Here is a 24035-nt window from a genome sequence, read left to right as displayed (position 1 = left end):
CTACGAAAGTACGTTATAATTATTACACTTACCTGCATAAAGGAGGATTTTTTTGTTACAAGTACTCTATATTTTCATCCCGATGCTTGCTGCAATATTTGTGCCTTTTATATATAAAAGCGTTAAAAATATTCACACAGGCTGGTTTGTTCTTGCAGTACCTGCAACACTCGCAGTTATTTATGCTACTTATATAGCGAGAGTTGCCCAAGGAGAAGTGTTTTATGATGGAATACCTTGGATTCCATCGCTCGATATTTCTGTCGTATCATATTTGGATGGACTTAGCTTACTATTTTCGTTACTCATTACAGGAATTGGCTCGCTCGTTGTGCTTTACTCCATTTTTTACTTAGATAAACATAAAGAAAAACTACATAATTTTTATGTTTACTTATTATTATTTATGACCGCAATGCTCGGTGTTGTACAATCTGACCATTTAATTACTTTGTACTTCTTCTGGGAGTTAACGTCGATTTCATCATTCCTACTTATTGGTTATTGGTACACACGTGATGCTTCTCGCTTCGGTGCACTAAAATCCATGATGATTACAGTCTTCGGCGGCTTAATGATGTTAGGAGGATTTATCCTTCTTTATTTAATGGGTGGAACATATTCAATTCGTGAACTTATTGCAATGGCACCAAACTTAGTGCAACATCCATTGTTCACATGGGCACTCGTTTTATTACTCCTAGGCGCATTTACAAAATCTGCACAATTCCCATTCTACATTTGGTTACCTGATGCAATGGAAGCACCGACACCAGTCAGCGCATATTTACACTCTGCAACAATGGTAAAAGCAGGAATTTACTTAGTTGCTCGCTTTACACCAATTTTTGCAGCTTCTGAGCTATGGGTATGGCTTGTTACAGGAGTAGGTCTGTTAACGCTATTCTGGGGTTCGTTTTTTGCAGTAAAGCAAACCGATTTAAAAGGAATTCTAGCGTTTTCTACTGTCAGTCAGCTTGGATTAATTATGTCCTTACTAGGCGCTGGGGCAGTTGCATTTCATGTAAACGGTGCAGCTGATTCAGTATTTAAATATGCGGCCTTTGCAGCCATTTTCCACCTTATTAACCACGCAACATTTAAAGGTAGCTTATTTATGATAGCAGGGATTATCGATCATGAAACAGGTACTCGTGATATCCGTAAACTTGGGGGATTAATGAGCATTATGCCTCTTAGCTTTACAGTGGCGGCAATTGGCAGCTTCTCGATGGCAGGATTACCTCCATTTAATGGTTTCCTAAGTAAGGAAATGTTCTTAACTGCTATGTTAGCACTTCAAAATTTTGAATTTTTTGGTTTTGATACATGGGGCGTTCTTTTCCCTATCGTTGCTTGGGTAGCGAGTATTTTTACGTTTATTTATAGTTTCTACTTTGTATTTAGAACATTTACAGGAAAATATAAACCAGAGCTTTACGCTCATAAACCACATGAGGCTCCAATTGGTATGCTAATATCACCGATGATTTTAGCATCATTAGTAGTCATTATTTTCTTCATCCCTAATATAATTGGGGATACGTTTGTAAAGCCTGCAGTACAAGCCATTCAGCCGTTTTTATATGATGTCCCTAAAGATATCAATATTCACGTGGCTGCCTGGCATGGGGGTCTAACACCAGAATTAATCATGACGATCGGTATTGTCATTATAGGCGTCTTACTATTTGTGGCCTTACCTAAATGGCAAAGCATCTATAACCTATTCCCACGCGCTTTTACGCTTAATAATGCATATGACAAAACAATGCTTGGTTTAGACGTCGGATTAAATCGTGTATCGCGTCTTTATATGACTGGTTCTATGCGCCACTATCTACTGTACATGTTTAGTGCTATTGCTGTTATTTCAATTGGGACCTTATTTGTCAAAGATGCCTTTTCATTATCCTTTGAAGGTGCGGCCCCAATTCGATCTTACCAATTAATTTTAATTGTCGTGTTAATTATTGGCACAACGATTACTATTTTTGCGAAGTCACGTCTTACAGCAATCATTGGACTTGGCTCTGTCGGATACACTGTTGCATTATTTTTCGTTATTTATAATGCACCTGATTTAGCATTAACACAGTTAGTTATTGAAACGATTTCTGTCGCATTATTTTTATTGGCGTTTTATCATCTTCCGAAGCTCGGCAAACGTGAGGAACGCATGCGCTTTCAGTTGAATCGTGCGGTTATTTCAATCGCAGTTGGTGTGATGGTGACGCTTATAGCCTTATCGGCACATTCTCAAAAGCTTGTCCCGACTATCTCAAAATATTACGAAGAAACCGTCTATTCATTAGCGGGTGGCGGGAACATTGTAAATGTTATTTTAGTAGACTATCGTGGCTTCGATACATTATTTGAAATTACAGTGTTAGGTATTGCTGGAATGGCAATTTTAGCAATGATCAAGCTGCGTATGAATAGAAAGGAGAAATCGCATGAAAACAAATGATGTGATAATACAATTTACAGCTAAAATTGTATTCTTCATTATTTTCTTCTTCTCCATTCATATTTTTTTAGCTGGTCATTATACACCAGGTGGAGGCTTTGTTGGAGGACTTTTAACATCCAGTGCCATCGTGCTCTTAGTACTTGCCTTTGATTTAAACACTGTACGCAACGTTTTACCGATCAACTATACGTATTTAACTGCAACGGGCTTATTATTGGCACTTGCAACAGCAGCATTCCCTATGTTTTTGGGGAAACCATTTTTCACACATTTCTTTGATTATTTCGAACTACCGCTTCTAGGTAAGCAATCCTTACACACTGCAATGCTTTTTGACAGCGGTGTTTACTTGGTTGTTGTTGGCGTTACGATGACCATTATTCAAACGATTGGAGAGGATGAATAATGGAAATAATTATGGCGTTTGTCATTGGCTTTTTGTTTATGGCAGCGGTTTATTTAATATTATCGAAAAGCTTATTACGCATTATTATCGGTACTGGGCTTCTAAGCCACGGTGCACATTTACTCATTTTAACAATGGGTGGACTTACAGGGGAGGCTCCTCCTGTTTTAAAAGAAGGTGCCAAAACGTTTGCTGATCCTTTACCACAAGCTTTAATTTTAACAGCTATCGTTATTAGCTTTGGGGTAACGGCTTTCTTCCTTGTACTTGCATATCGCTCATATCAGGAGCTAGAGACAGATGATATTAGCTTAATGAGAGGAAGTGATGAGGATGAATAACTTCCTTTTACTACCAATCATCATTCCGTTTTTCTTCGGCATGATATTAATGTTTGGGCAAAAAAATTTAAAATATCAACGTACGTTTGCTTTATTAGGCATTCTACTTGCTTTCATATCAGCCGTTTCACTCTTATTGAAAGTAAAAAATGATGGTCTGCAGAAAGTTACATTCGGAGATTGGCCTGTACCCTATGGTATAACAATGGTTTCTGATATGATGTCTGCACTGTTAGTAACAACGACATTACTCATTGCATTCTTCGTTGTTTGGTATGGCTTTGGTTCTATTACAAAGGAACGTGAACGCTTTTTCTATTACCCTGGTATTATGTTTATTTTAACAGGTGTGAATGGCGCATTTACGACAGGGGATATTTTTAACTTATTCGTATTCTTTGAAGTATTATTAATGGCGTCATATTTACTCATTGTACTAGGTGGAGAAAAAGGACAACTTAAAGGCTCCATTAAATATATTTTAATTAATGTCATATCTTCGGCATTGTTTGTTATTACCGTAGCTTTCCTTTACTCAGTTGTAGGCACATTAAATATGGCAGACATTGCAGTGAAAATTAGCGAGATTAATCAGCCAGGTATCATAACCGTTATTGCTGTATTGTTTTTAATGGTATTTGGATTAAAAGCGGCGATATTCCCGCTTTACTTCTGGCTTCCAACTTCTTATGCAGCTGCACCGATTCCTGTGTTAACACTATTTGGTGCACTTCTAACAAAAGTTGGCGTTTACGCGATTACACGCACATACACATTATTTTTCGTACATGATTTATCGTATACACATCATTTGCTGATGATACTAGCAATTGGAACGATTATTGCAGGCTGTATCGGGGCACTTGCCTATTTCGATGTCAAACTCATTATTATCTATAACATTGTTATTGCAGTAGGTGTCATTTTATTTGGTGTATCTCAAATGAATGAAGTGGCGTTAAAGGGTGCGATGTTCTACTTAATCCATGACATGCTTATAAAGGCAGCCCTCTTTATGCTGATTGGTATTGTAATCTACATTACAGGCACATCAGATTTACGTAAAATGGGCGGTCTTATGAAAAAGTACCCTGTGCTAGGCTGGTTTTATTTAATAGCTGCCTTTGGACTAGCAGGGATTCCTCCACTTAGTGGTTTTGTTGGAAAGTTGTTAATAGTTCAAGGGGGCTTTGAGGCTGGTAGCTTGTGGAGTAGTATTTTTATTTTAGCCTCATCTTTACTTGTTCTACTTTCTGTTATTCGTATTTTCCTTTATGCCTTCTGGGGAGAGGAAAAAACGACAACGGGTACTGTCGATAAAAAAGTATACACTACCCTTTTTGTGCCAACTGTCGTATTAGTGCTTATTACAGTAGCATACGGTGTTGGTTCAGAGTGGATTACACCGTTTATGGATGATGCTGCAAAACTATTAAATGACCCATCTATTTATATAGATGCTGTAATGAAGGAGGATTAGAGCTATGGCATTTCAAATTATTTTAAACTTTGCTCTTGCCTTCGTTTGGATGTTTCTTTCATCTAACTATACAGCAACAGGCTTTATAGTAGGCTTCATTCTCGGTATTATATTGCTCGTGATTATGAGACGATTCTTTTTTAAACGGCTCTATGTATTCCGTATATGGGCAATTATTAAACTTACTGTCCTCTTCTTTAAGGAGTTAATATTAGCAAATATTCAAGTACTGAAAGTTGTATTAAAGCCTAAGCTAGATATGCAACCTGCCTTCTTTGCTTACCCTACTGTCCTGAAAGAAGATTGGGAAATTACATTGTTATCGAGTCTCATTACTTTAACACCAGGAACCGTTGTCGTTCATGTATCGGATGATGCAAAAACATTGTATGTCCATGCTATTGATATTAGTGATGTAGACGATGCTATTGCATCCATTCGTGATTCTTTTGAAAAAGCCATTTTGGAGGTGAGTAAATCATGATGACGTTTATTATTGCAGCGATCGTAGTGATTTGCTTATCAATGATAGCCGTGATTTTCCGTATGGTGAAAGGGCCATCCGCGTCCGATCGCGTTGTAGCACTAGATTCCTTAGGGGTGTCACTAATTTCATTAATCGCTTTATTTTCAATTTTAGTGGAAACGAGCTTCTTTTTAGAAATTGTATTATTGTTAGCGATTTTATCGTTCATCGGTACTGTTGCTTTCTCTAAATTCATAGAGAAAGGAGATATCATTAAACGTGACAATTCTCGCTAATACTATAGTTATTCTGTTCATTTCTATCGGGGTACTATTTATCGTCGTAACAGCTATAGGGCTAATTCGATTACCTGATTTGTATACACGTGCACATGCTGCTTCTAAAAGTGCTACACTCGGTGTTATGTGTGTATTGATTGGCGTATTCTTTCACTTTTGGCTTATTGAGGATCATTTTAACCCTCGTATTTTACTCGGTATATTGTTTCTCTTTATTACAGGCCCTGTCGGTGGACATATCATGACCCGTTCGTCCTATATAGCAGGTGTTAAACCTTGGAAGGGAACAGTCCGTGACGAGCTAGCTCCTGAAATTGATAAAATGAAAAAAGAACAAGGTATCAAATAAGAGGCTGAGACAAAAATAAAAAGTGTTAGATTGACTGCAATCAATCTAACACTTTTTTGTTATGCTGTTGATGCTACAGCGGTTGCTTTACGCAGGTTTACTGGCGATTCACTGGCTTTTACTGGCGATTTCTCTAGTTTTACTGGCGATTCTGGGGACTTTTCCGGCGATTCCCCCCTGTTTTATCGGCGATTTAGGGGACTTTCCCGGCGAGTTTTAAATATAGCCTTTTTCCGTTAAAAACGACGTTAACTGCTCTACACATTCCTCAATAGAGTAGCGCTCCGTATCCAAAATAAATTCTGGATGTTCAGGTTCTTCGTATGGCGCACTAATACCTGTAAAATTAGCAATTTCAGCATTGCGCGCTTTTTTATAAAGACCTTTTGGATCGCGTTGTTCACATGTTTCTACGGAGCATCTCACATACACTTCTAAAAATTCTCCCACTTCCACTAGCTTACGAACAACTTGGCGATCTTCTCTATAAGGTGAAATAAATGCCGTGAGCACAATTTGACCGCCTTCCACAAAAAGCTTGGAAACTTCCCCGATACGCCTTATATTTTCCTTACGGCTTACTTCGTCAAAGCCTAAATCATTATTTAAACCATGTCGTACATTATCGCCATCCAGTACGAATGCCTGGTTCCCTCGATCAAATAGGGCCCGGGCAAGGGCATTTGCTACTGATGATTTCCCAGAAGCGGATAGCCCTGTAAACCATAAAATAAAGCTTTGATGTTTGTTTTGAGTGCGACGTTCTTCTTTTGTAATGGATGACTCATGCCATACGATATTGGAACTCATTTTAACACCTCCTCACGCATTCCTTTAATAAGTACATCGACAACCTCTTTACGACTAAATGTACTTGGAGGAACTTCCCCATTCCGAAGCATTTCCCGCACTTTCGTACCGGATAAAATAACATGTGATGCACTATCATGCGGGCATGTTTTTGTTGTAGCCATACCTTCACATTTAGTGCAATAGAAGCTATGTTCGAACTTTAAAGGAACAATACCAAGTTCATCTTCTGTAAATTGTTCAAAGATTTTTTGTGCATCGTATGTTCCATAATAATCACCTACCCCAGCGTGATCACGTCCTACAATAAAATGGGTGCAGCCGTAATTTTTTCGCACAAGTGCATGAAAAATGGCTTCCTTTGGCCCTGCATAACGCATTGCTGCTGGAAAGACGCCTAATTGCACACGATTTTGAGGATAGTAATTTTCTAAAAGAACCTTATAGCTCTCCATACGTATAGCTGCTGATACATCATCCGACTTCGTTTCACCTACTAACGGATTTAAAAATAAGCCATCGATTGTTTCTAATGCCGCCTTTTGGATATATTCATGTGCACGATGAACAGGATTACGTGTTTGGAAGCCCACAATTGTTTGCCATCCCTTTTCCTTAAACAGCTGACGTGTTTCCTTTGGATCGAATGAGTAAGTAGGGAATTTTTGCTCAAGACGCTTTATTAATGTAATTTTCCCTCCAACATATATTGCATGCCGCTCATGGAGCTTTTTCACACCAGGATGCGCTAAATCCTGTGTACCGTAAATGAGTAGTGCCTCTTTTTGTTTATCTGGCTCATATATATCAGTGATATCAATGACACCATAAATTTCATTGCCATATACTAATTTCGCTTCATCCCCTGGCTGTAATGTTGCTGCGGCTTCGGTGTTAACAGGAAGTGTAATAGGAATACTCCACACAATTCCAGAGGCTAATCTTGTATGTTCAACGACAGATTCATAATCACTTTTAGTTAAAAAACCATCGATTGGGCTATATCCACCGATTGCAATTAACTCTAAATCACTTAACGCAATTGCATCCAATTCAATCTCCTTTTTAATATGTACTACCGATTTCTGTGGATTATAGGCTTGCACTAAAGTACCGCCATGTGGTTGTAGCGTCATTTTTATTCCCCCTAAATTAATTTGAATAGTATGTTTTATAGTTAAATGCCTTCACCTGCATCGTAAATTGACCGTTCCTCTTCACGCATTGTTCTCATTAAACTAATTGCACCAAGCGTTCCGATTATGACGCTTCCCATTATTACAATCGCATATAAATCTTTCTTCATAAATAACTGAATGAGACTATAAGAAATCGCTAATGAAAAAATAGGTGAAACAATCCAAATACACATAATTTTTTTGACGATATGTTTATGAAAAATTTGTTTTCCGCTTTTCGCCATTCCTATACCTATGATAGAAGAGGACGTTACTTGAGTTAACGGAACGGGTAATCCAAACAGCGAACTGATTCCGACAAGCAATGCACCTGTACTTGAAATTAGAATGCCCTCAGCTTTCTCAAAACGTACAATTTTTTTCCCATTCGTTTCGAGTACACGTTTTCCTAATAGCATCGCTCCTATAGCAACAAATGCACCCCCAAGCCAAATGCCATTTGAGACAGTTATCATCCCAGCACCAACAAGTGGGCCAACTGCATTAGCAACATTGTTCATACCTGCTGAGAAGGCTTCAAAAAACCCTGCAAGCACGAGTAGCACTGTTAACAACGGATGGTTTGCTAATAATCCCTTTCCTTGAAATTTATTTAGTACCTTACCAAATACAAGTGCAATGACAAATGCTATTAGAGGAACGATTACCCAAAAGGACATAATGACAAGCAATGATTTGACATAGAGCACGCGATAGGCAATTCCTACACCGACTACTGCCCCTACGGTTACTTCACTTGTCGATAATGGAATGCCTAATAGATTGGCAAGAAACAATGAGCTTGTGGCAGAAATTAATATAATCATGACGATTTTCACCGTAATATACTCTTGTGGCATAATTCCTGAGCTTATTGTCTTTACAACTTCCCCACCACCTAGAATCGCGCCTGCAAAAACCCCTACTGCACAAATTAGTAGTGCATGCCAAGCTTTTTTAATTGCCCCCGCTCCGTAGGCTACACCCATTGAAGCGGCTGCTCCACTTGCACCAATATTCATTGCAAAAAATAAACTAATGGCTATTGCAATATATTCCAGCATAATTTAAACGCCCCTATTCATGTAGCCCACATTCAGTTTTAGCAGATCCTTGCCATCTGCCTGCGCGTAGGTCATCCATTGTAAAGGCTGGTTGTGTACAGTGTTCACAGCCAATGCTCGGATAGCCTTGATCGTGTAACGGATTGTAAGTTAAATCATGCTTTGAAACATAACGCCATACATCTTTCCACGACCAATGAATGAGCGGACAAATTTTAATCGACTTAAATTTATCATCACGATTGATAAAATTCGTCTGCTGTCGTGTCGGGGATTGTTCCCTGCGCAAACCTGAAATCCAAGCTGTAGCTCCTGATAATGCCTCATGTAATGGCTTAATTTTTCGAATATCGCAGCACTTATTAGGATTGGACTTCCATAATTCATCTCCATATTGAGCCTTTTGTTCATCAAGTGTAAGCTTAGGTTTCTGCAAAATTATATTGAGCTGTGGATATTTTTGCTTTACGCGTTCAATCGTTTCATATGTTTCTTTAAAATGGACATCTGTGTCTAAAAAAACGATAGTAGCGTTTGGCTTAACCTTTGAGATAAGATCGATTAATACGATTCCCTCTATACCAAAGCTACAGGCATAAACGATGTTATCGCCATATTGTGCATAGCTCCATTGTAAAACCTCTACTGCACCTTTAAAGGATTCATCCACTCCAAAATTAACCGTTGGCTCCTGCCAAGTTGCATACGTTAACATGTAATCCCCCTCGAAACATTTTCGGATATAGCAAAAGGCGTTTTAACAACAGACACAACAATTGCATTGTGCCTTCGTTAAAACGCCTCTAGTTTGACTAGCCAGCTTTTATGGATGATTGTAAACTAGTAATCTTGTACCTCATTTAGCAATCATACTTCTTATTACCAAATATATACTAAATTACACCTAGCAGTCAACTAGGTTTTATAAAAAAACTAAACTTATTTCAGCAGTATCATTTTATCTCCCATTTGAATGTCACGCTCAGCATTTACAAATAATTTTATTCAAATAATTTGTCTTTTGCTACTCACCGTCTGCACAACAGCTAATTATCTGAAAAAAAGAATTTTTTTCATAATTCCTTGTTGACTAATAGGAAATATATGTTTAATGTGGTACTAAGCTAATTAATAACAAAAATGCTGATCAGAGGATCTGAAGGCCATCTACTCAAAATGTGTTTGTACACGTTTTTTGAGAGATGGTCTTTTGTGTTCTTTTGAGAAAAAAGGGGAGATTTTTGATGAAAAAAAGAAAGCATATTTTTCAATCATTTGTACTCTTATCTGGCTTAACTTTAATGTTAACAGGATGTAATAGCACATCCACAGACAACGATACAAGTACGGAAGACACAAAAAAGTCAGTTGAGCTACTAAATGTTTCTTATGATCCAACGCGGGAGCTTTATGATGAATTTAATAAAGACTTTATCGCAAAGTGGAAAGACGAAACAGGTCAAGATGTGAAGATTCATCAATCGCATGGTGGCTCGGGTAAACAAGGGCGAGCGGTCATTGATGGTCAAGAGGCCGATGTTGTGACACTAGCACTCGCCTATGATATTGATGAAATCGCCCAAGCTCGCGATCTGCTAAACAAAGACTGGCAAACTGAATTTGAAAATAATTCTACACCCTACACTTCTACAATTGTTTTTTTAGTACGAAAAGGCAATCCAAAAGCTATAGAAGACTGGAGTGATTTAACAAAAGATGATGTATCAGTCATCACACCAAACCCAAAAACTTCAGGCGGTGCACGTTGGAATTACTTAGCTGCCTGGGGATTTGCTGCAAAGTTGTATAACAATGACGAGAAGCAAATAAAGGATTTCATGAAGGCGTTGTATAGCAATGTAGAGGTACTTGATTCTGGGGCTCGCGGCGCAACGACGACGTTTGTTGAACGAAAAATAGGTGATGTGTTAATTGCTTGGGAAAATGAAGCTTATTTATCACGCAATGAATTAGGGGAAGATGAATTTGAAATCGTTACACCTTCATTGAGTATTTTAGCAGAGCCTCCTGTTGCAATTGTTGACAAAATTGTAGATAAAAAAGGGACGCGCGAAGTGGCAGAAGCATACTTACAACATTTATATAGCGATATTGGGCAAGAAATTGCTGCAAAAAACTACTATCGACCACGCAATGAAGAAATATTAGCAAAATACCAAGATCAATTTCCAAAGCTTGAGCTCATTTCAATTGAAGACTTTGGCGGTTGGGCAGAAGCACAGTCGAAGCATTTTAAAGACGGTGGCACGTTCGATGAAATTTACGTTCCACAATAAGGAGGCATATGATGAGTAGCCTAACATTAAAAAAGAAGCCGGCACGTGTTATTCCCGGCTTCCATCTTTCTCTTGGTTATACAATGCTATACGTTAGTTTGCTTGTGCTCTTGCCTTTAGCAATGATTTTTATTCAGACGATGTCCTTGAGTTGGGCTGAATTCGTGACAATTATAACCGATCCTCGTGCAGTTGCCTCCTATAAGCTCAGTTTCGGCACAGCACTAGCTGCTGGTTTACTTAATGTTGTCTTTGGCACCATTATCGCTTGGGTACTCGTGCGTTACCATTTTCCGTTTAAGCGCATCATTGACGGTCTTGTAGATTTACCATTTGCTTTACCTACAGCAGTAGCAGGAATTGCTTTAACATCTCTTTATGCCCCGAATGGTTGGATCGGTCAATTTTTCGATTTTAAAATCGCTTTTACACCACTTGGTATCATTATTGCACTAACCTTTATTGGACTTCCTTTTGTAGTGCGCACTGTGCAACCTGTTTTACAAAACATTAGTACTGAAGTCGAAGAAGCCTCAGCAAGTCTTGGAGCAACAAGGCTCCAAACAGTCATAAAAATTATTTTCCCTGAACTAGCACCTGCCATTTTAACAGGCTTTTCGTTAGCCTTTGCACGTGCCCTAGGGGAATATGGATCAGTTGTCTTTATTGCTGGGAATATGCCGATGAAGACGGAAATTACACCGTTAATCATTATGACAAAGCTTGAACAATATGACTATGCAGGCGCTACGTCTATTGCTGCCGTCATGCTGATTACATCATTTGTCTTATTGTTCACCATTAATTTAATACAGTGGCTGGCAAATCGTCGCTTTGTACATTAGGAGGTATTTATGGATCAGTCTACGGTAATCGAACCTATTGCTCCTGAATCACACATTGCAACGGCAAAGCCCGCTGCCCTACAGGAGCCTCGCATTGTTCGTTATGTATTAACATTTATTGCGCTTGCTTTTTTAGCATGTTTTATCGTTCTTCCTCTCGTATCAATTTTTATAACAGCCTTTCAAAAAGGAGCAGACGTCTATTTTGACGCAATTACTCATCCAGATGCATTAGCTGCTATAAAACTAACCTTAACAGTAGTGGCAATCGCAGTTCCTTTAAATGCAATCTTCGGCATTATGGCAGCTTGGACACTAACGAAATTTAACTACAAGGGAAAAAATCTATTACTTACAGTGATTGACCTACCTTTTGCTGTGTCACCAGTTATCGCAGGTTTAGTTTTTATATTGCTATTCGGTGCACAAGGTCTGTTTGGGAACTGGCTATTTGCCAATGATATTAAGATCGTTTTTGCTTTGCCGGGCATTGTGCTTGCTACCATTTTTGTCACATTGCCCTTTGTAGCAAGAGAGCTCGTGCCATTAATGCAGGCACAAGGGACATCGGAAGAAGAAGCCTCTATTTCTCTCGGCGCTAATGGCTTTAAAACCTTTTGGTATGTCACATTACCAAATATTAAATGGGGATTATTTTATGGTTTGATTTTATGTAATGCTCGTGCAATTGGCGAATTCGGAGCTGTTTCTGTTGTATCAGGTCATATTCGTGGCATGACGAATACAATGCCGCTTCATATCGAAATTTTATACAATGAATATCAATTTTCAGCAGCCTTTGCTGTTGCGTCATTGATGAGTGTGCTAGCCATTATTACGCTTATTATAAAAGATATTGTTGCTTGGAAATCAAAATCAGTTTAAAGGGGGTATACTTGCTTGAGTATACAAATACAAAATGTATCAAAGAAATTTGGTTCCTTTCAAGCACTACAAGATGTATCCATCGATATCCAATCTGGTGAATTGGTAGCACTGCTCGGTCCTTCTGGCTCTGGCAAAACGTCATTACTACGTGTGATTGCAGGACTAGAAGCCTCCGATGTTGGCGAAATTTTATTTGACGGCCAAATGATTACTAATCGTCATCCAAAGGAACGTAATGTAGGCTTTGTTTTCCAACATTATGCGCTTTTTCGCCATATGACTGTTTTTGATAATGTAGCTTATGGGCTGAAAGTACGGCCACGTAAAACAAGACCATCCAAAGCAGAAATAACCGATAAAGTAATGACATTACTACGACTTGTTAAACTAGAAAATTTCTCGGATCGTTATCCAACTCAGCTATCTGGTGGACAACGTCAACGTGTCGCACTCGCTCGCGCTCTCGCTGTCGAACCTAAAGTACTTTTATTAGATGAACCATTCGGTGCACTTGATGCTAAAGTGCGTAAGGAATTACGGCGTTGGTTGCGAAAGCTACATGATGATTTTCAAATAACGAGTATTTTTGTGACGCATGACCAAGAGGAAGCGCTTGATGTGGCTGATCGAATTGTCGTGATGAACAACGGTAAAATTGAGCAAATTGGCAGTCCAGATGAAGTTTACACCCACCCTAAAAGTCCATTTGTCTATGATTTCTTAGGTAATGTCAACCTCTTCAAAGGGCGTTTACATAACGGAAAGCTGACACATGGAGAATTTGCCATTGATGTGCCAGACACGCATGCTCATACGCAGGATGATGCTGTAGGCTACGTTCGACCACACGATATACAAATTGAAAAAACAGCGGTGTCAGGCACTGTTCCTGCTCAAATAAGCCACATACATTTGCTAGGACCAATTGTACAAATTGAACTGCGCCGTCTTGATATTGATGAATTTTTAGAGGCAGAGCTGACAAAAGATCAGTTTACAAATCTTCAACTAAAAGTAGGCGACAATGTATTTGTACGACCAAAACAATTAAAAGTATTTATTCCAGAAGATTTTTCTATTTAAAAAACAAGGCTCACTCAAATTTTATAAAAAGATACAAAGCTATTCACTAACTATTGCTATTCAATTATGTTAAAAATTATCAATTCTTACTTTTGAAAGAATAATAAATTAGCAGAGAGTACTAGTTGTTGGTAGCGAAGGCAGTGACTCCTGCGGGAACGCACGCAACGTAAGACGCAACAAGCCGCGCGTTAGCGTGGGTTGCGGCTTACGGTGTGCCCGCGGAAAGCACCGCCGTAGCGGACAACAACGGCATAGCTAAAAAGTGGTAGATGGTCTGGGATCAGCAATTCTTTCTTTTGGAAGAAATAACTTAGCAGAGAGTACTAGTTGTTGGTAGCGAAGGCAGTGACTCCTGCGGGAACGCACGCAACGTAAGACGCAACAAGCCGCGCGTTAGCGTGGGTTGCGGCTTACGGTGTGCCCGCGGAAAGCACCGCCGTAGCGGACAACAACGGCATAGCTAAAAAGTGGTAGATGGTCTGGGATCAGCAATTCTTTCTTTTGGAAGAAATAAATTAGCAGAGAGTACTAGTTGTTGGTAGCGAAGGCGGTGACTCCTGCGGGAACGCACGCAACGTAAGACGCAACAAGCTGCGCGTTAGCGTGGGTTGCGGCTTACGGTGTGCCCGCGGAAAGCACCGCCGTAGCGTACAACAACGACACAGCATAAAAAGTGTTAGATTGATGGCAGTCAATCTAACACTTTTTCTACATTCCATATATTTTAGTTATGAAATTCTCGTCCATCAAAGACTGCTGTTACATAGCCCGCACGAATAACAAAGTCTCCGAAATGCTCACCCTCTATACGGTCCTTTGCAAAATGCAAAAGAATTGGACGTAACTCCGCTAAAATTTCTTCTTCCCCTATATTTTCACGATAAATTTTATTCAAACGATTACCTGTAAAGCTAGCGCCAAGATACATATTGTACTTTCCTGGACCTTTGCCGATAAAGCCTATTTCGCCCATTGCTGCACGTGAGCAGCCATTTGGACAACCAGACATACGAATAACAATTTCAGTGTCATGTAAACCTGCTTCATCAATAATCGTATCAATTTTCGTAATGAGTGAAGGTAAATAGCGCTCTGCCTCTGCCATTGCTAAACCACAAGTAGGTAACGATACACAAGCAATTGAATTGCGGCGCAGTGCTGAGTAATGCGCGCCATCTGTAAGCTTATACTGCTCAATAAGCGTAGCTATTTGCTTCTTCTTCTGTTGCGATACATTACTAATCATTAAGTTTTGATTTGGTGTTAAACGAAAATCTCCAGTATGCACTTTGGCAATTTCTCGTAAACCAGTTAACAGCTCGTAATCCTCAAAATCTTTAATACGCCCATTTTGAATAAATATTGTGTAATGCCATTTGCCATCAGCACCTTTAATCCATCCAAATTCATCACCAGTACGTTCAAATGTAAATGGACGCTCCTCTTGCAGTTCCCATCCTAAACGACGATGTAATTCTGCTTTAAACCAGTCGAGTCCTCGCGCATCAATGGTATATTTAAAACGTGCATTTTTACGAACTGAACGATTACCATAATCACGCTGAATCGTAATAATTTTCTCCGCCGTTTCAAGCAATTTATCAGGTGTAATAAAACCAATAATACGAGCAAGCTGTGGATATGTTTCATGGTCACCATGTGACATCCCCATACCTCCTCCAACAGCTACGTTAAAGCCTACTAGCTGGTCTTCTTCAATAATCGCGATAAAACCAATATCTTGGGAATAAACATCGACATCATTGCTTGGTGGAATTGCCATCCCAATTTTAAATTTACGCGGTAAATATTGTGCACCGTAAATAGGCTCGATTTCTTCCTCTTGGCTATCTACTACTTTTTCGCCATCAAGCCATAGCTCGTGATAGGCACGTGTTCTTGGCAATAAATGCTCACTTAACTTTGCTGACCAATTGTAAATTTCCTCGTGTAACGCCGATTGGTTCGGATTGACATTACACATCACATTTCGATTCACATCTCCACATGCAGCGAGTGAATCCAACAGTACGTCATTAATTTCTTGCATATATTTTTTAACATTCCATTTTAATATGCCATGTACTTGAAATGCCTGACGTGTCGTTAATTTTAATGAACCATTGCCATATTTTCTAGCCATCTCATCCATCACAAGCCACTGTGCAGGTGTTGCAGCCCCACCAGGTGTTCTTACTCTCACCATAAACTGGTACGCTGGTTCTAGTTTTTGACGTTGCCGTTCATTTCGCAAATCTCTGTCATCCTGTAAGTAACTTCCGTGAAATTTCATTAATCTATTGTCATCCTCAGGAATTCCTGAGCTTAATGGATCGTTCATAGTCCGTTCAAGTGTCCCACGTAAGTAATTACTATCGCTTTTAATACGCTCTACATCACTAGGTGTCCCCGGTTGTGGAGGTAAAATAATTTTTCCAGTCATCTTTTTCGCTCCTTTACTAATAAACGTCACGTTGGTAGCGCTTTTGCTGTTTCAAATCATTGATATAAGCTTTCGCTTCCTCAGGTGTTTTGTTTCCTTGCTGCTCAATAATTTGACGAATTGTTTGATCAACATCAGCTGCCATCGATTTTTCATCGCCACATACGTAAATAATAGCCCCTTGCTCAAGCCATTCATAAAATGCTTGTGCCTTTTCCTCGATTTTATGTTGGACATATATTTTTTTATCTGTATCACGAGAAAAGGCTATATCCATTTGAGCTAATGTTCCTGAAGCAAGCCAACGCTGCCAATCTGTTTGATAAAGGAAATCAGTCACAAAATGCTGATCGCCAAAAATTAACCAAGATTTTCCTGATATACCTAATTCCTCTCGCTCCTCTAAAAATGCACGATACGGCGCAACTCCTGTACCAGCGCCAATCATAATAATCGGTGTGTCCGCTTGTTCAGGCAATCTAAAGTTAGGATTTTTATGAACATAAATCGGCAATGTATCCCCAATCTTGACGTGCCCTGCAACACTTCCGGAGCACACCCCAAAACGCACTCGGTCATTCGTTTCATAGCTTACTTTTCCTATTGTTAAATGGACCTCATCACTATTTGCCAATTGGCTACTCGCGATGGAGTAAAGTCTAGCTGGTATTTTGCGAAGAAGGTCAACAAACTGTTGTGCATCCCAAGTAAATGGAGCAAAATCTTCAGCGATATCTAGTAAATCTCTTCCTCTTGCATAGTCCTTCCAAGCTGTAGAACTTTCACATAGCTTTGCAAATTCCTTATGCACCGTATATGCGCTTATTTTTTGTAAAAGAGGTTTTGATAAAACCGTAATTTCTAACTTTTTTTGAAGCGCATCTTTTAAATGCATTGCTTCATCAAATACAGTTACTTGTGCCTGGGGATTAAACTGTAATGCTGTTATTAATGCATGCACTAATATTTCATCATTTTCTGGAAGAATACCAATGCTATCTCCAGGCTGAAAATGAAAATTTGCTCCTTCAATCGATAACTCGATATGACGCGTTTCTTTATTAGAGCCACGACCATTTAAATTGATATTTTCCAATACTTCAGCATCATACGGATTTTTACGGGAATATGTAGCATCTCCTTCTAATATTTGAATTTGCTCCGTTTTAATCGCTGTATCTGTATGCTGTATCAATGCCTGTTGAACATCCGTAAACCATTTGGCAGCCGGTTCATCGTAATCAACATCACAGTCTGTTCGTGGAACGATACGTGTTGCGCCTAACTTTTCAAATTGCGCGTCAAAATCCTGACCTGTTTTACAGAAAAATTCATATGAGCTATCCCCTAATGCCAATACGGAAAAGTGCAGATGCTCTAGTTTGGGTGCACGTTTACTGTGTAAAAATTCATAAAATTGAATTGCTTGATCGGGTGGTTCCCCTTCACCATGCGTACTTACTACGAGCAATAGATTCGTTATTTTCTTTAAATTATTCGGCTTAAACTTCGCTAAAGATGTAACTGTCACCTCAACATCATTGGCTTTTAATGCAGCTGCATATTTTTCTGCTAAGCCTTGGCTATTTCCTGTTTGTGAACCATATAACAGTGTTACTGTTTTCGTTGTTGGGCTAACTGACAATTTTGCTTCTTCTACTACGTTTGTATCAATGATTGCTAGTGGCGCACTTAAGTAACCATTTAGCCAAATTTTTTGTTCTCTTGTTAAATTAGGTAGAAGCTCATTTAAAAGTTTCACCTGCTCCTCATTAAAAGGACTGTTAATTACTTGCAGTTTCAAACTATGCCACCTCACGTATAATTTAAAATTATCTAAGTCTTATTTTTTCTTTCTTTTCAATTTGTACAACGTAATAATTTTGTACAATTAAAGTAATCGAACCATGGTTAACTGTATTTAAAATTTGTTGGACATTATCTAATGCTAGATTGACATTTTCTTTTCTCTTATCTACCATTACGAAAAACACCCTTCCTCCAAATAATTTAGTTGTACTAATTGAACGATACGTTCTACTAATACTTTCCTTACATTGTCGTCATAGCCCAAGCTATTACATAAAATCATGTTGTTTTCCTCATACCCTTGCAATTGCTTGGCAATACTTTGACGTAAAATGCCAGTAAACAATAAATACGGCACGATAAATACACGATGATTGAATTGTTGCCTTTGCTTTATCCACCCTTCCAAGCTCGGACCCGCTCCGTATAAAAAGCACGTATCGACTGCTACATAACCATATTTTTCACGTAATCGTAACGCAATTTTAGCTAAATCCTCTCTAACTGCTGGATCACTACTGCCACGACCAATGAGTAATACGCTTGCATTGCTAGCATAAAGCTCTGTTTCTAAAATTCGCGTTTGTAGTGTGTCAATTAATAGCTCATGTACTCCAAGTGGCTCTCCGTATGTAAAGCGTACTGTTGAGTATCGCTTTTTTGCCTTTTCAATCTCCTGAGGGATATCGTGCTTCGCATGCTGAGCAGCTAACAAAAGAATTGGCATGATTGCAATGGCTGTAGCCCCTTGGCGTACGCAATTTTCTATACCTTGTGCAATCGTTGGCTGGGCTAGCTCTAAAAAACAAATTTCCTGAATCGGTAAATCAATGTCCTGTTGCACACGTTGTAAAAATGCAACTGCTTGCTCCACACCAGCCTTTACACGACTACCATGTGCCACATATAAAATAGCCTGCATCAAAACACTTCCCTATACTGAAATTTCTTTTAAAGGCATTTCAGGACAAGTCTCCTCAAACCATTGGATTTTTTCCCGTAATGTCACCACTTCACCAATTACAATCATGCTTGGATTTTGAATATTTTCTTGCTGTGCCACATCCACAATATTCCCTAATGTTCCAATGACAGTTTTTTGTTGCTGACATGTTCCCCAATGAATAAGTGCGACAGGCGTTTGCTCGTCACGTCCGTATTTCATTAACTGCTGTTGGATATAAGGTAAATTTCCAACCCCCATATAAATCGCAAGCGTATCTATTCCTTTAGCAAGACTTTCCCATTGAATAGCATCATCTTTTCCCTCTCGCATATGCCCAGTGACCATTGCAAAGCTTGAACTTAAATCCCGATGTGTAACAGGAATACCCGCATAAGCTGGCGCGGCTATACCCGAGGTGATTCCAGGTACGATTTCAAATGGTATATGATGTTTTGCAAGCACTTCTGCTTCCTCAGCACCTCTTCCAAAAACGAATGGGTCACCCCCTTTTAACCTTGTGACAATAAAGCCTTGCTGTGCATAGCTTACGAGGGAATGATTAATATGATCCTGAATCATGGCATGTCGATTTGGTAACTTTCCACAAAATATCAACTTGGCACTTTTTTTCGCATACGCTAATAAGTCCTTATTAATCAGTCTGTCGTATAAGATGACATCAGCCTGTTCAATGCAGCGTAATCCTCTTAGTGTAATCAAATCAATATCGCCCGGACCGGCTCCTACAATGTACACCTTCCCCATGTCATGTCACTCCTTTCTATAGATAAAAAAAGAGACTCATACTATCCATAGGCAAAGCAATGCCTGTGAATAATAAGAGCCTCTAGTTTGCTAGTCAGCTTCCATTTTCAATTCTTAGTAATATAATAAGGATAATAAACAATTTAGTATATTCTGTCAACAGTTGTTTTATTCATTTTAAAAATGCTAGACGTTAAAACAGAGCAATAAAAGTTAACAATACAAAAAAAATATGCGAGGAGCGTGTACTCCTAGCATACTTTTTATTTTTGGGTCAAGCCACAAGCTGAGCTTTTGTTCATTCATAGAAATCAAATTAGTATGGTCTATACCGTGGATATGGTCGTCTACGTGGTCCGTAATATGGACCTGGTGGATATGGACGATAGTTAGGATAATTCGGGTAGTATGGATATTGGTTAAATTGTGACCCAAGAAAACCCCCTAATAACCCTCCAAAAAATGGTGCACCTATTGGCCAAAAGAAGCCACCGCCACCAAAGCCTCCTGGATAACCTCCGAAATTTCGCATAGGCTCCCTCCCTTCTTCTCTATCGTATGAAGGGAGATACATACCCCGCGAGTCCTTTGCCTACTCTATTTTTCTTCACCTAAACGTTGCACAAAGTTTGCTAATGTACGCACCATGACACCCGTACCACCTTTTGGTCCTAAATCATGTGCGGCTACTGTATCCGATGTACCTGCAATATCTAAATGAATCCAAGGTAAATCACCAACAAATTCGCCTACGAAGCCACCACCGAAAATCATATGACCATCGCGACCAGGAGAGTTGTTCAAATCGGCAACATCTGATTTACGAATCCGTTTTTTATCACTTTCTGTTAATGGCATACGCCATACAAATTCATCTGTCTCTTGTGCTGCTTCCATGAAACTAGCATAGAATTCATCATCATTAGAAAGTGCACCCGTTTTATCTAGGCCAAGTGCTGTAATAACACCACCTGTTAAAGTAGCAACATCGATAAGTGCTGTTGCTCCTTGTTGTTTAGCATATGTAGTAGCATCTGCCAAAACTAAACGTCCTTCAGCATCAGTATTTAAAATCTCAACCGTTTTACCGCTATACGTTGTAATTACATCATCAGGTTTAAAGGCTGTATCAGATACCATATTATCAGTAGATCCAATAACTGCAACTACGTTTTTATTAGGGCGTAATTCACCGATAATTCTCATAGCACCAAGCACTGCTGCTGCACCGCCCATATCGCCTTTCATACCAACCATAGAATCTTTAGGTTTTAATGAATAACCACCCGTATCATACGTAACGCCTTTACCAACAAGACCAATTGGATCAGCGAAGTCTTCTGTTGCTTTATATTTTAACGTGATTAAACGAGGTTCCTCATATGAGCCTTGATTGACACTTAAAATACCGCCCATACCTAGTTCCTCAAGTTGTGCTTTATCTAAAATTTCCACTTCAAAATCATAGTCGATTGCAAGGGACTGTGCATAATTTGCTAAGTCTGTTGCAGTTAATAGATTTGGTGGTAGATTAATTAAGCTACGCGCTTCGTTAACTGCATCTGCATAAATGATACCGACTTCAAAGCTAGCCACAACTTCATCTAAATCCTCAGCAGTAGTCACTAAATTTACTGCTTCAATACGTTTATCTACTTCATTTGAAGTTGTTTTATAATGAGGAATAGAATAATAGCCTAGCGTTGTTCCTTCACCCGCTAAAAATGCAACATCATCTACAGTTATTGCTTCTGTTGTAAATGATTCAAGCCAAATTGAATAGTCTTTTACTTTTAATGCTTTAAGCTCTTTACCGACTAACCCAAAGGCAGCACGTAAGTCACCTTCTGTTAAGTTTTTACGCTCATCTAAGCCAACAAATAAAATACGTTTTAAATTGTCATGTTCCTTCACGAATGGCAATTTAGTTATAGATTTTAATTCAGTCGAAACATCACCTGCACTAAGCCAGACATTTAGTGATTCTCCATAAAACGCCGAAAAACTTGCCCAATCTTGCATTTGTTCACGATGTTTTGTAACCCCTACAACTAATACTTCTGTAGAAATCGATTCAAATGTTTTTGCTTCTTTAACAATATGCATAATTATTCCTCCATTCAATATTCTTATTATACCTAACTTTCAAAAAAGCGCGTAATATTTAGCTATTTCTTCTTTTAGAAAATAATGAATGTTATAATAAAAGCAATTATAAGTGAAGGTTGTGATGATTTGGCGATACTTCAAAATACCCCTCTACTCGTCGCCCTCTTTTCTGTTCTCTTTGCACAGTTTGTAAAAATTCCTATACACTTTTTAATGACGAGACAAATAAAGTGGGGCCTATTTACATCCACAGGAGGAATGCCTAGCTCTCACTCTGCTTCTGTTACGGGATTAACAACATCGATAGCGTATGAAACAGGTTTGGATTCACCTGTTTTTGCGATAGCCGCAATGTTTTCGTTCATTGTTATGTATGATGCAAGTGGTGTTCGTTTCCAAGCAGGGCAACACGCAGTTGTATTAAATCAACTTCGCAAAGATTTTCAGACGTTGCTACGTGATATTAAAGATTGGCCACAGATGGATGGGCAAGAAAAAATGGAAGAGTTGAAAACTTTGCTTGGTCATAAGCGTAGCGAGGTGTTCTTCGGAGCATTAACAGGCATCTTTATCGCTATCATCACCTATCAATTCATTCAATAAAAAAAGAGTTGGTTCACATCCTCGAACCAGCTCCTTTTATATATCCATTTTGTCTTTTTAAAGTTAAAACATCCGATATCCACTTTTTCTTAAATAAATCATAACAATTCCTGCTACTATTGCCCCTGCAAAGCCACCGGATAAAATCGAAATATCTACTACTTGTAGTGCTTGCAATTTATCTAACAGCGCTGGAAAGGCTGAACCAGGTTTAAAAATATAATCTAAAAAGCTTACATCATCAACAATAAAGACAACTACAATTGGATATACAACTGCCATTAACCAAGTCATCCGCAGTAACATATTCAATAGAAATCCGATACCAAAAAACATGACGAAAAATAACACAATTGAAATGATTAACTGCACGATTGAAACTGAACCACCCATGTATGTATAACCTCCGTTTTCCTCTCATTAGTTTACATGATTATGAGGGTGCTTTCAATGAACATATCCTTCATTTCGCATGTTCGACATATTTTAGTAAAAAACCAACTTCTAGTAAAAGCAACCTGCTATTATTCACCATATTATTTTTTAAAAAATAGTCGATAGGAGGAGTAACCAAACACGTCGCCTGGATTGATACCATCAATTGCATCTAATTGATGCTGTTCAAATTGATTAGACACCATTTCCTTTAACATAACAGATGTCATTTCATCCTGTGCCAGCTCACTAGGATACAGCCATTTGGCCTCTAATATTTCATTTTCTTGAATAAAGAGCTGTTGTTGTTCATCCTTCATCTTGCAATAAAAAATAGCCATATTATCACTAATTTCACCGCGAATAACACCTGTACGAAAGCCGATTAAGCCCGAAACATAACAATCGATGCCAGTTTCTTCTTTCAATTCTCGAACAACTGCCTCATCAACTGTTTCTCCTGCATTAACAAAACCAGCTGGTAATGACCATCGTCCTTTTAAACCACTATAGGCTTTTTTTACAACGAGCCATTGCCCAATATCATTGACAGTGCAACCCGCAACGCCTAACCAAACTTTGCTACGATCTTTTTTCATATCCATTCACCTCTATGTCCATATTATAGCTTTTTCATTTCTATTCTTAGAAGCAATAATTTATAAAAAAGGGTGCGTAGATGGAAAAAGATGAATTCAAATAACTGTAGATGACTACTATTACCGTTGATTTCCGCTATGGACAGACGCTTTCCGCGGGCACACCGTAATCCACAACCCTCGCTAGCAAGGGAGGTGCCTGCGACTTACGTATTGTGCTGTTCACGCAGGAGTCACCGCCTTCCGCTCCAATCAACTAGTATCGCATTCTAATTGTTTGAGTGCCTTGTTTGAGTGCCTGGCACTTAGTAATCGGCTGACTCTAAATCGTTAAAATTCACTAC

The 24035-nt window shown here is 38.9% G+C and carries 25 protein-coding genes; 12 read left to right on the top strand and 13 right to left on the bottom strand.

What is annotated here, in order from left to right:
• Positions 1 to 52: 52 nt before the first annotated feature.
• Genes ACIQXJ_RS16785 through mnhG form a run of 7 tightly spaced genes read left to right on the top strand, consistent with a single transcriptional unit; the run spans position 53 to position 5814 of the window.
• On the top strand, positions 53 to 2470 hold the full coding sequence (locus tag ACIQXJ_RS16785; RefSeq protein ID WP_403054950.1) for a Na+/H+ antiporter subunit A: 2418 nt from the start codon (positions 53 to 55) through the stop codon (positions 2468 to 2470).
• Complete coding sequence (locus tag ACIQXJ_RS16780; RefSeq protein WP_340822856.1) at positions 2457 to 2879, top strand: Na(+)/H(+) antiporter subunit B; 423 nt, start codon at positions 2457 to 2459, stop codon at positions 2877 to 2879. The genes ACIQXJ_RS16785 and ACIQXJ_RS16780 overlap by 14 nt, the downstream gene beginning before the upstream one ends.
• The gene (locus ACIQXJ_RS16775; RefSeq protein ID WP_024364871.1) at positions 2879 to 3220 is read left to right on the top strand and encodes a Na(+)/H(+) antiporter subunit C; all 342 of its coding nucleotides are present in this window, start codon (positions 2879 to 2881) and stop codon (positions 3218 to 3220) included. The genes ACIQXJ_RS16780 and ACIQXJ_RS16775 overlap by 1 nt, the downstream gene beginning before the upstream one ends.
• Positions 3213 to 4700, top strand: coding sequence for a Na+/H+ antiporter subunit D (locus ACIQXJ_RS16770; protein WP_403054952.1), 1488 nt, complete (start codon positions 3213 to 3215; stop codon positions 4698 to 4700). Before ACIQXJ_RS16775 ends, ACIQXJ_RS16770 begins: the two co-directional genes overlap by 8 nt.
• Before the next feature lie 4 nt (positions 4701 to 4704).
• The gene (locus tag ACIQXJ_RS16765) at positions 4705 to 5184 is read left to right on the top strand and encodes a Na+/H+ antiporter subunit E (RefSeq protein WP_401012614.1); all 480 of its coding nucleotides are present in this window, start codon (positions 4705 to 4707) and stop codon (positions 5182 to 5184) included.
• Complete coding sequence (locus tag ACIQXJ_RS16760) at positions 5181 to 5462, top strand: Na(+)/H(+) antiporter subunit F1 (RefSeq protein WP_139860686.1); 282 nt, start codon at positions 5181 to 5183, stop codon at positions 5460 to 5462. The genes ACIQXJ_RS16765 and ACIQXJ_RS16760 overlap by 4 nt, the downstream gene beginning before the upstream one ends.
• Positions 5446 to 5814: a monovalent cation/H(+) antiporter subunit G gene (mnhG, locus tag ACIQXJ_RS16755; protein ID WP_403054954.1), complete on the top strand. Its 369-nt coding sequence runs from the start codon at positions 5446 to 5448 to the stop codon at positions 5812 to 5814. The genes ACIQXJ_RS16760 and mnhG overlap by 17 nt, the downstream gene beginning before the upstream one ends.
• A 216-nt stretch (positions 5815 to 6030) precedes the next feature.
• Here mnhG and cysC read toward each other — a convergent pair whose 3' ends face one another.
• Genes cysC through ACIQXJ_RS16735 form a run of 4 tightly spaced genes read right to left on the bottom strand, consistent with a single transcriptional unit; the run spans position 6031 to position 9581 of the window.
• Entirely contained in the window at positions 6031 to 6624 is a 594-nt protein-coding gene (gene cysC, locus ACIQXJ_RS16750) for an adenylyl-sulfate kinase (RefSeq protein ID WP_403054956.1), read from the bottom strand.
• Complete coding sequence (gene sat / locus ACIQXJ_RS16745) at positions 6621 to 7760, bottom strand: sulfate adenylyltransferase (RefSeq protein WP_403054958.1); 1140 nt, start codon at positions 7758 to 7760, stop codon at positions 6621 to 6623. Before sat ends, cysC begins: the two co-directional genes overlap by 4 nt.
• A gap of 41 nt (positions 7761 to 7801) precedes the next feature.
• A complete protein-coding gene (locus ACIQXJ_RS16740; RefSeq protein ID WP_403055563.1) occupies positions 7802 to 8863 on the bottom strand; it encodes a sulfate permease in 1062 nt (353 codons plus the stop codon).
• 16 nt (positions 8864 to 8879) lie between these two features.
• A complete protein-coding gene (locus tag ACIQXJ_RS16735; RefSeq protein ID WP_403054960.1) occupies positions 8880 to 9581 on the bottom strand; it encodes a phosphoadenylyl-sulfate reductase in 702 nt (233 codons plus the stop codon).
• 529 nt (positions 9582 to 10110) lie between these two features.
• Between ACIQXJ_RS16735 and ACIQXJ_RS16730 the strand changes: the two genes are divergently transcribed.
• Genes ACIQXJ_RS16730 through ACIQXJ_RS16715 form a run of 4 tightly spaced genes read left to right on the top strand, consistent with a single transcriptional unit; the run spans position 10111 to position 13979 of the window.
• Positions 10111 to 11163, top strand: a complete 1053-nt coding sequence (locus ACIQXJ_RS16730; protein ID WP_403054962.1) for a sulfate ABC transporter substrate-binding protein — start codon at positions 10111 to 10113, stop codon at positions 11161 to 11163.
• Positions 11164 to 11174: 11 nt separating this feature from the next.
• A complete protein-coding gene (gene cysT, locus ACIQXJ_RS16725; RefSeq protein WP_401019699.1) occupies positions 11175 to 12008 on the top strand; it encodes a sulfate ABC transporter permease subunit CysT in 834 nt (277 codons plus the stop codon).
• A 9-nt stretch (positions 12009 to 12017) separates the two neighbouring features.
• Positions 12018 to 12893 (top strand): sulfate ABC transporter permease subunit CysW, encoded by an 876-nt coding sequence (gene cysW / locus ACIQXJ_RS16720; RefSeq protein ID WP_340822841.1) that lies wholly within the window; start codon positions 12018 to 12020, stop codon positions 12891 to 12893.
• A 15-nt stretch (positions 12894 to 12908) separates the two neighbouring features.
• Complete coding sequence (locus tag ACIQXJ_RS16715; RefSeq protein ID WP_403054964.1) at positions 12909 to 13979, top strand: sulfate/molybdate ABC transporter ATP-binding protein; 1071 nt, start codon at positions 12909 to 12911, stop codon at positions 13977 to 13979.
• Between the two features lie 727 nt (positions 13980 to 14706).
• Here the strand turns inward: ACIQXJ_RS16715 and cysI are convergent.
• The 7 genes from cysI to ACIQXJ_RS16680 form a co-directional block, all read right to left on the bottom strand.
• The gene (cysI, locus tag ACIQXJ_RS16710) at positions 14707 to 16425 is read right to left on the bottom strand and encodes an assimilatory sulfite reductase (NADPH) hemoprotein subunit (RefSeq protein WP_403054966.1); all 1719 of its coding nucleotides are present in this window, start codon (positions 16423 to 16425) and stop codon (positions 14707 to 14709) included.
• Between the two features lie 16 nt (positions 16426 to 16441).
• A complete protein-coding gene (locus ACIQXJ_RS16705; protein ID WP_403054968.1) occupies positions 16442 to 18229 on the bottom strand; it encodes an assimilatory sulfite reductase (NADPH) flavoprotein subunit in 1788 nt (595 codons plus the stop codon).
• A 28-nt stretch (positions 18230 to 18257) separates the two neighbouring features.
• Positions 18258 to 18407, bottom strand: a complete 150-nt coding sequence (locus ACIQXJ_RS16700; RefSeq protein ID WP_403054970.1) for a DUF2292 domain-containing protein — start codon at positions 18405 to 18407, stop codon at positions 18258 to 18260.
• Positions 18407 to 19156 (bottom strand): sirohydrochlorin chelatase, encoded by a 750-nt coding sequence (locus ACIQXJ_RS16695; protein ID WP_403054972.1) that lies wholly within the window; start codon positions 19154 to 19156, stop codon positions 18407 to 18409. The genes ACIQXJ_RS16700 and ACIQXJ_RS16695 overlap by 1 nt, the downstream gene beginning before the upstream one ends.
• A 12-nt stretch (positions 19157 to 19168) precedes the next feature.
• Entirely contained in the window at positions 19169 to 19945 is a 777-nt protein-coding gene (gene cobA, locus ACIQXJ_RS16690) for a uroporphyrinogen-III C-methyltransferase (RefSeq protein ID WP_403054974.1), read from the bottom strand.
• A gap of 316 nt (positions 19946 to 20261) precedes the next feature.
• Entirely contained in the window at positions 20262 to 20477 is a 216-nt protein-coding gene (locus tag ACIQXJ_RS16685) for a uroporphyrin-III methyltransferase (protein WP_401012641.1), read from the bottom strand.
• Positions 20478 to 20542: 65 nt separating this feature from the next.
• The gene (locus ACIQXJ_RS16680) at positions 20543 to 22051 is read right to left on the bottom strand and encodes a leucyl aminopeptidase (protein ID WP_403054976.1); all 1509 of its coding nucleotides are present in this window, start codon (positions 22049 to 22051) and stop codon (positions 20543 to 20545) included.
• An 84-nt stretch (positions 22052 to 22135) separates the two neighbouring features.
• Here ACIQXJ_RS16680 and ACIQXJ_RS16675 point away from each other — a divergent pair, with 84 nt between their 5' ends.
• On the top strand, positions 22136 to 22657 hold the full coding sequence (locus tag ACIQXJ_RS16675; RefSeq protein ID WP_401012645.1) for a divergent PAP2 family protein: 522 nt from the start codon (positions 22136 to 22138) through the stop codon (positions 22655 to 22657).
• Positions 22658 to 22720: 63 nt separating this feature from the next.
• Here the strand turns inward: ACIQXJ_RS16675 and ACIQXJ_RS16670 are convergent, their stop codons facing one another.
• On the bottom strand, positions 22721 to 23050 hold the full coding sequence (locus ACIQXJ_RS16670) for a YuiB family protein (protein ID WP_340822828.1): 330 nt from the start codon (positions 23048 to 23050) through the stop codon (positions 22721 to 22723).
• 143 nt (positions 23051 to 23193) lie between these two features.
• Positions 23194 to 23691 (bottom strand): NUDIX hydrolase, encoded by a 498-nt coding sequence (locus ACIQXJ_RS16665; protein WP_403054978.1) that lies wholly within the window; start codon positions 23689 to 23691, stop codon positions 23194 to 23196.
• Positions 23692 to 24035: the final 344 nt, after the last annotated feature.

It is taken from the genome of Lysinibacillus sp. NPDC097868 (assembly GCF_044761135.1).
Classification (GTDB): Bacteria; Bacillota; Bacilli; order Bacillales_A; family Planococcaceae; genus Lysinibacillus.
This window is presented reverse-complemented; position numbering and strand designations above follow the sequence as displayed.

Bases quoted from the DNA above. Each gene is read 5' to 3' on its own strand.
- cysT (WP_401019699.1), top strand. From the start codon at position 11,175: ATGAGTAGCCTAACATTAAAAAAGAAGCCGGCACGTGTTATTCCCGGC.
- ACIQXJ_RS16675 (WP_401012645.1), top strand. From the start codon at position 22,136: ATGAATGTTATAATAAAAGCAATTATAAGTGAAGGTTGTGATGATTTG.
- ACIQXJ_RS16760 (WP_139860686.1), top strand. From the start codon at position 5,181: ATGATGACGTTTATTATTGCAGCGATCGTAGTGATTTGCTTATCAATG.
- ACIQXJ_RS16730 (WP_403054962.1), top strand. From the start codon at position 10,111: ATGAAAAAAAGAAAGCATATTTTTCAATCATTTGTACTCTTATCTGGC.
- ACIQXJ_RS16670 (WP_340822828.1), bottom strand. From the start codon at position 23,050: ATGGGTGGTTCAGTTTCAATCGTGCAGTTAATCATTTCAATTGTGTTA.
- ACIQXJ_RS16695 (WP_403054972.1), bottom strand. From the start codon at position 19,156: ATGCAGGCTATTTTATATGTGGCACATGGTAGTCGTGTAAAGGCTGGT.
- ACIQXJ_RS16680 (WP_403054976.1), bottom strand. From the start codon at position 22,051: ATGCATATTGTTAAAGAAGCAAAAACATTTGAATCGATTTCTACAGAA.
- sat (WP_403054958.1), bottom strand. From the start codon at position 7,760: ATGACGCTACAACCACATGGCGGTACTTTAGTGCAAGCCTATAATCCA.
- ACIQXJ_RS16780 (WP_340822856.1), top strand. From the start codon at position 2,457: ATGAAAACAAATGATGTGATAATACAATTTACAGCTAAAATTGTATTC.
- cysC (WP_403054956.1), bottom strand. From the start codon at position 6,624: ATGAGTTCCAATATCGTATGGCATGAGTCATCCATTACAAAAGAAGAA.
- ACIQXJ_RS16770 (WP_403054952.1), top strand. From the start codon at position 3,213: ATGAATAACTTCCTTTTACTACCAATCATCATTCCGTTTTTCTTCGGC.
- cysW (WP_340822841.1), top strand. From the start codon at position 12,018: ATGGATCAGTCTACGGTAATCGAACCTATTGCTCCTGAATCACACATT.
- ACIQXJ_RS16775 (WP_024364871.1), top strand. From the start codon at position 2,879: ATGGAAATAATTATGGCGTTTGTCATTGGCTTTTTGTTTATGGCAGCG.
- ACIQXJ_RS16765 (WP_401012614.1), top strand. From the start codon at position 4,705: ATGGCATTTCAAATTATTTTAAACTTTGCTCTTGCCTTCGTTTGGATG.
- ACIQXJ_RS16735 (WP_403054960.1), bottom strand. From the start codon at position 9,581: ATGTTAACGTATGCAACTTGGCAGGAGCCAACGGTTAATTTTGGAGTG.
- cobA (WP_403054974.1), bottom strand. From the start codon at position 19,945: ATGGGGAAGGTGTACATTGTAGGAGCCGGTCCGGGCGATATTGATTTG.
- ACIQXJ_RS16700 (WP_403054970.1), bottom strand. From the start codon at position 18,407: ATGGTAGATAAGAGAAAAGAAAATGTCAATCTAGCATTAGATAATGTC.
- ACIQXJ_RS16685 (WP_401012641.1), bottom strand. From the start codon at position 20,477: ATGCGAAATTTCGGAGGTTATCCAGGAGGCTTTGGTGGCGGTGGCTTC.
- cysI (WP_403054966.1), bottom strand. From the start codon at position 16,425: ATGACTGGAAAAATTATTTTACCTCCACAACCGGGGACACCTAGTGAT.
- ACIQXJ_RS16665 (WP_403054978.1), bottom strand. From the start codon at position 23,691: ATGAAAAAAGATCGTAGCAAAGTTTGGTTAGGCGTTGCGGGTTGCACT.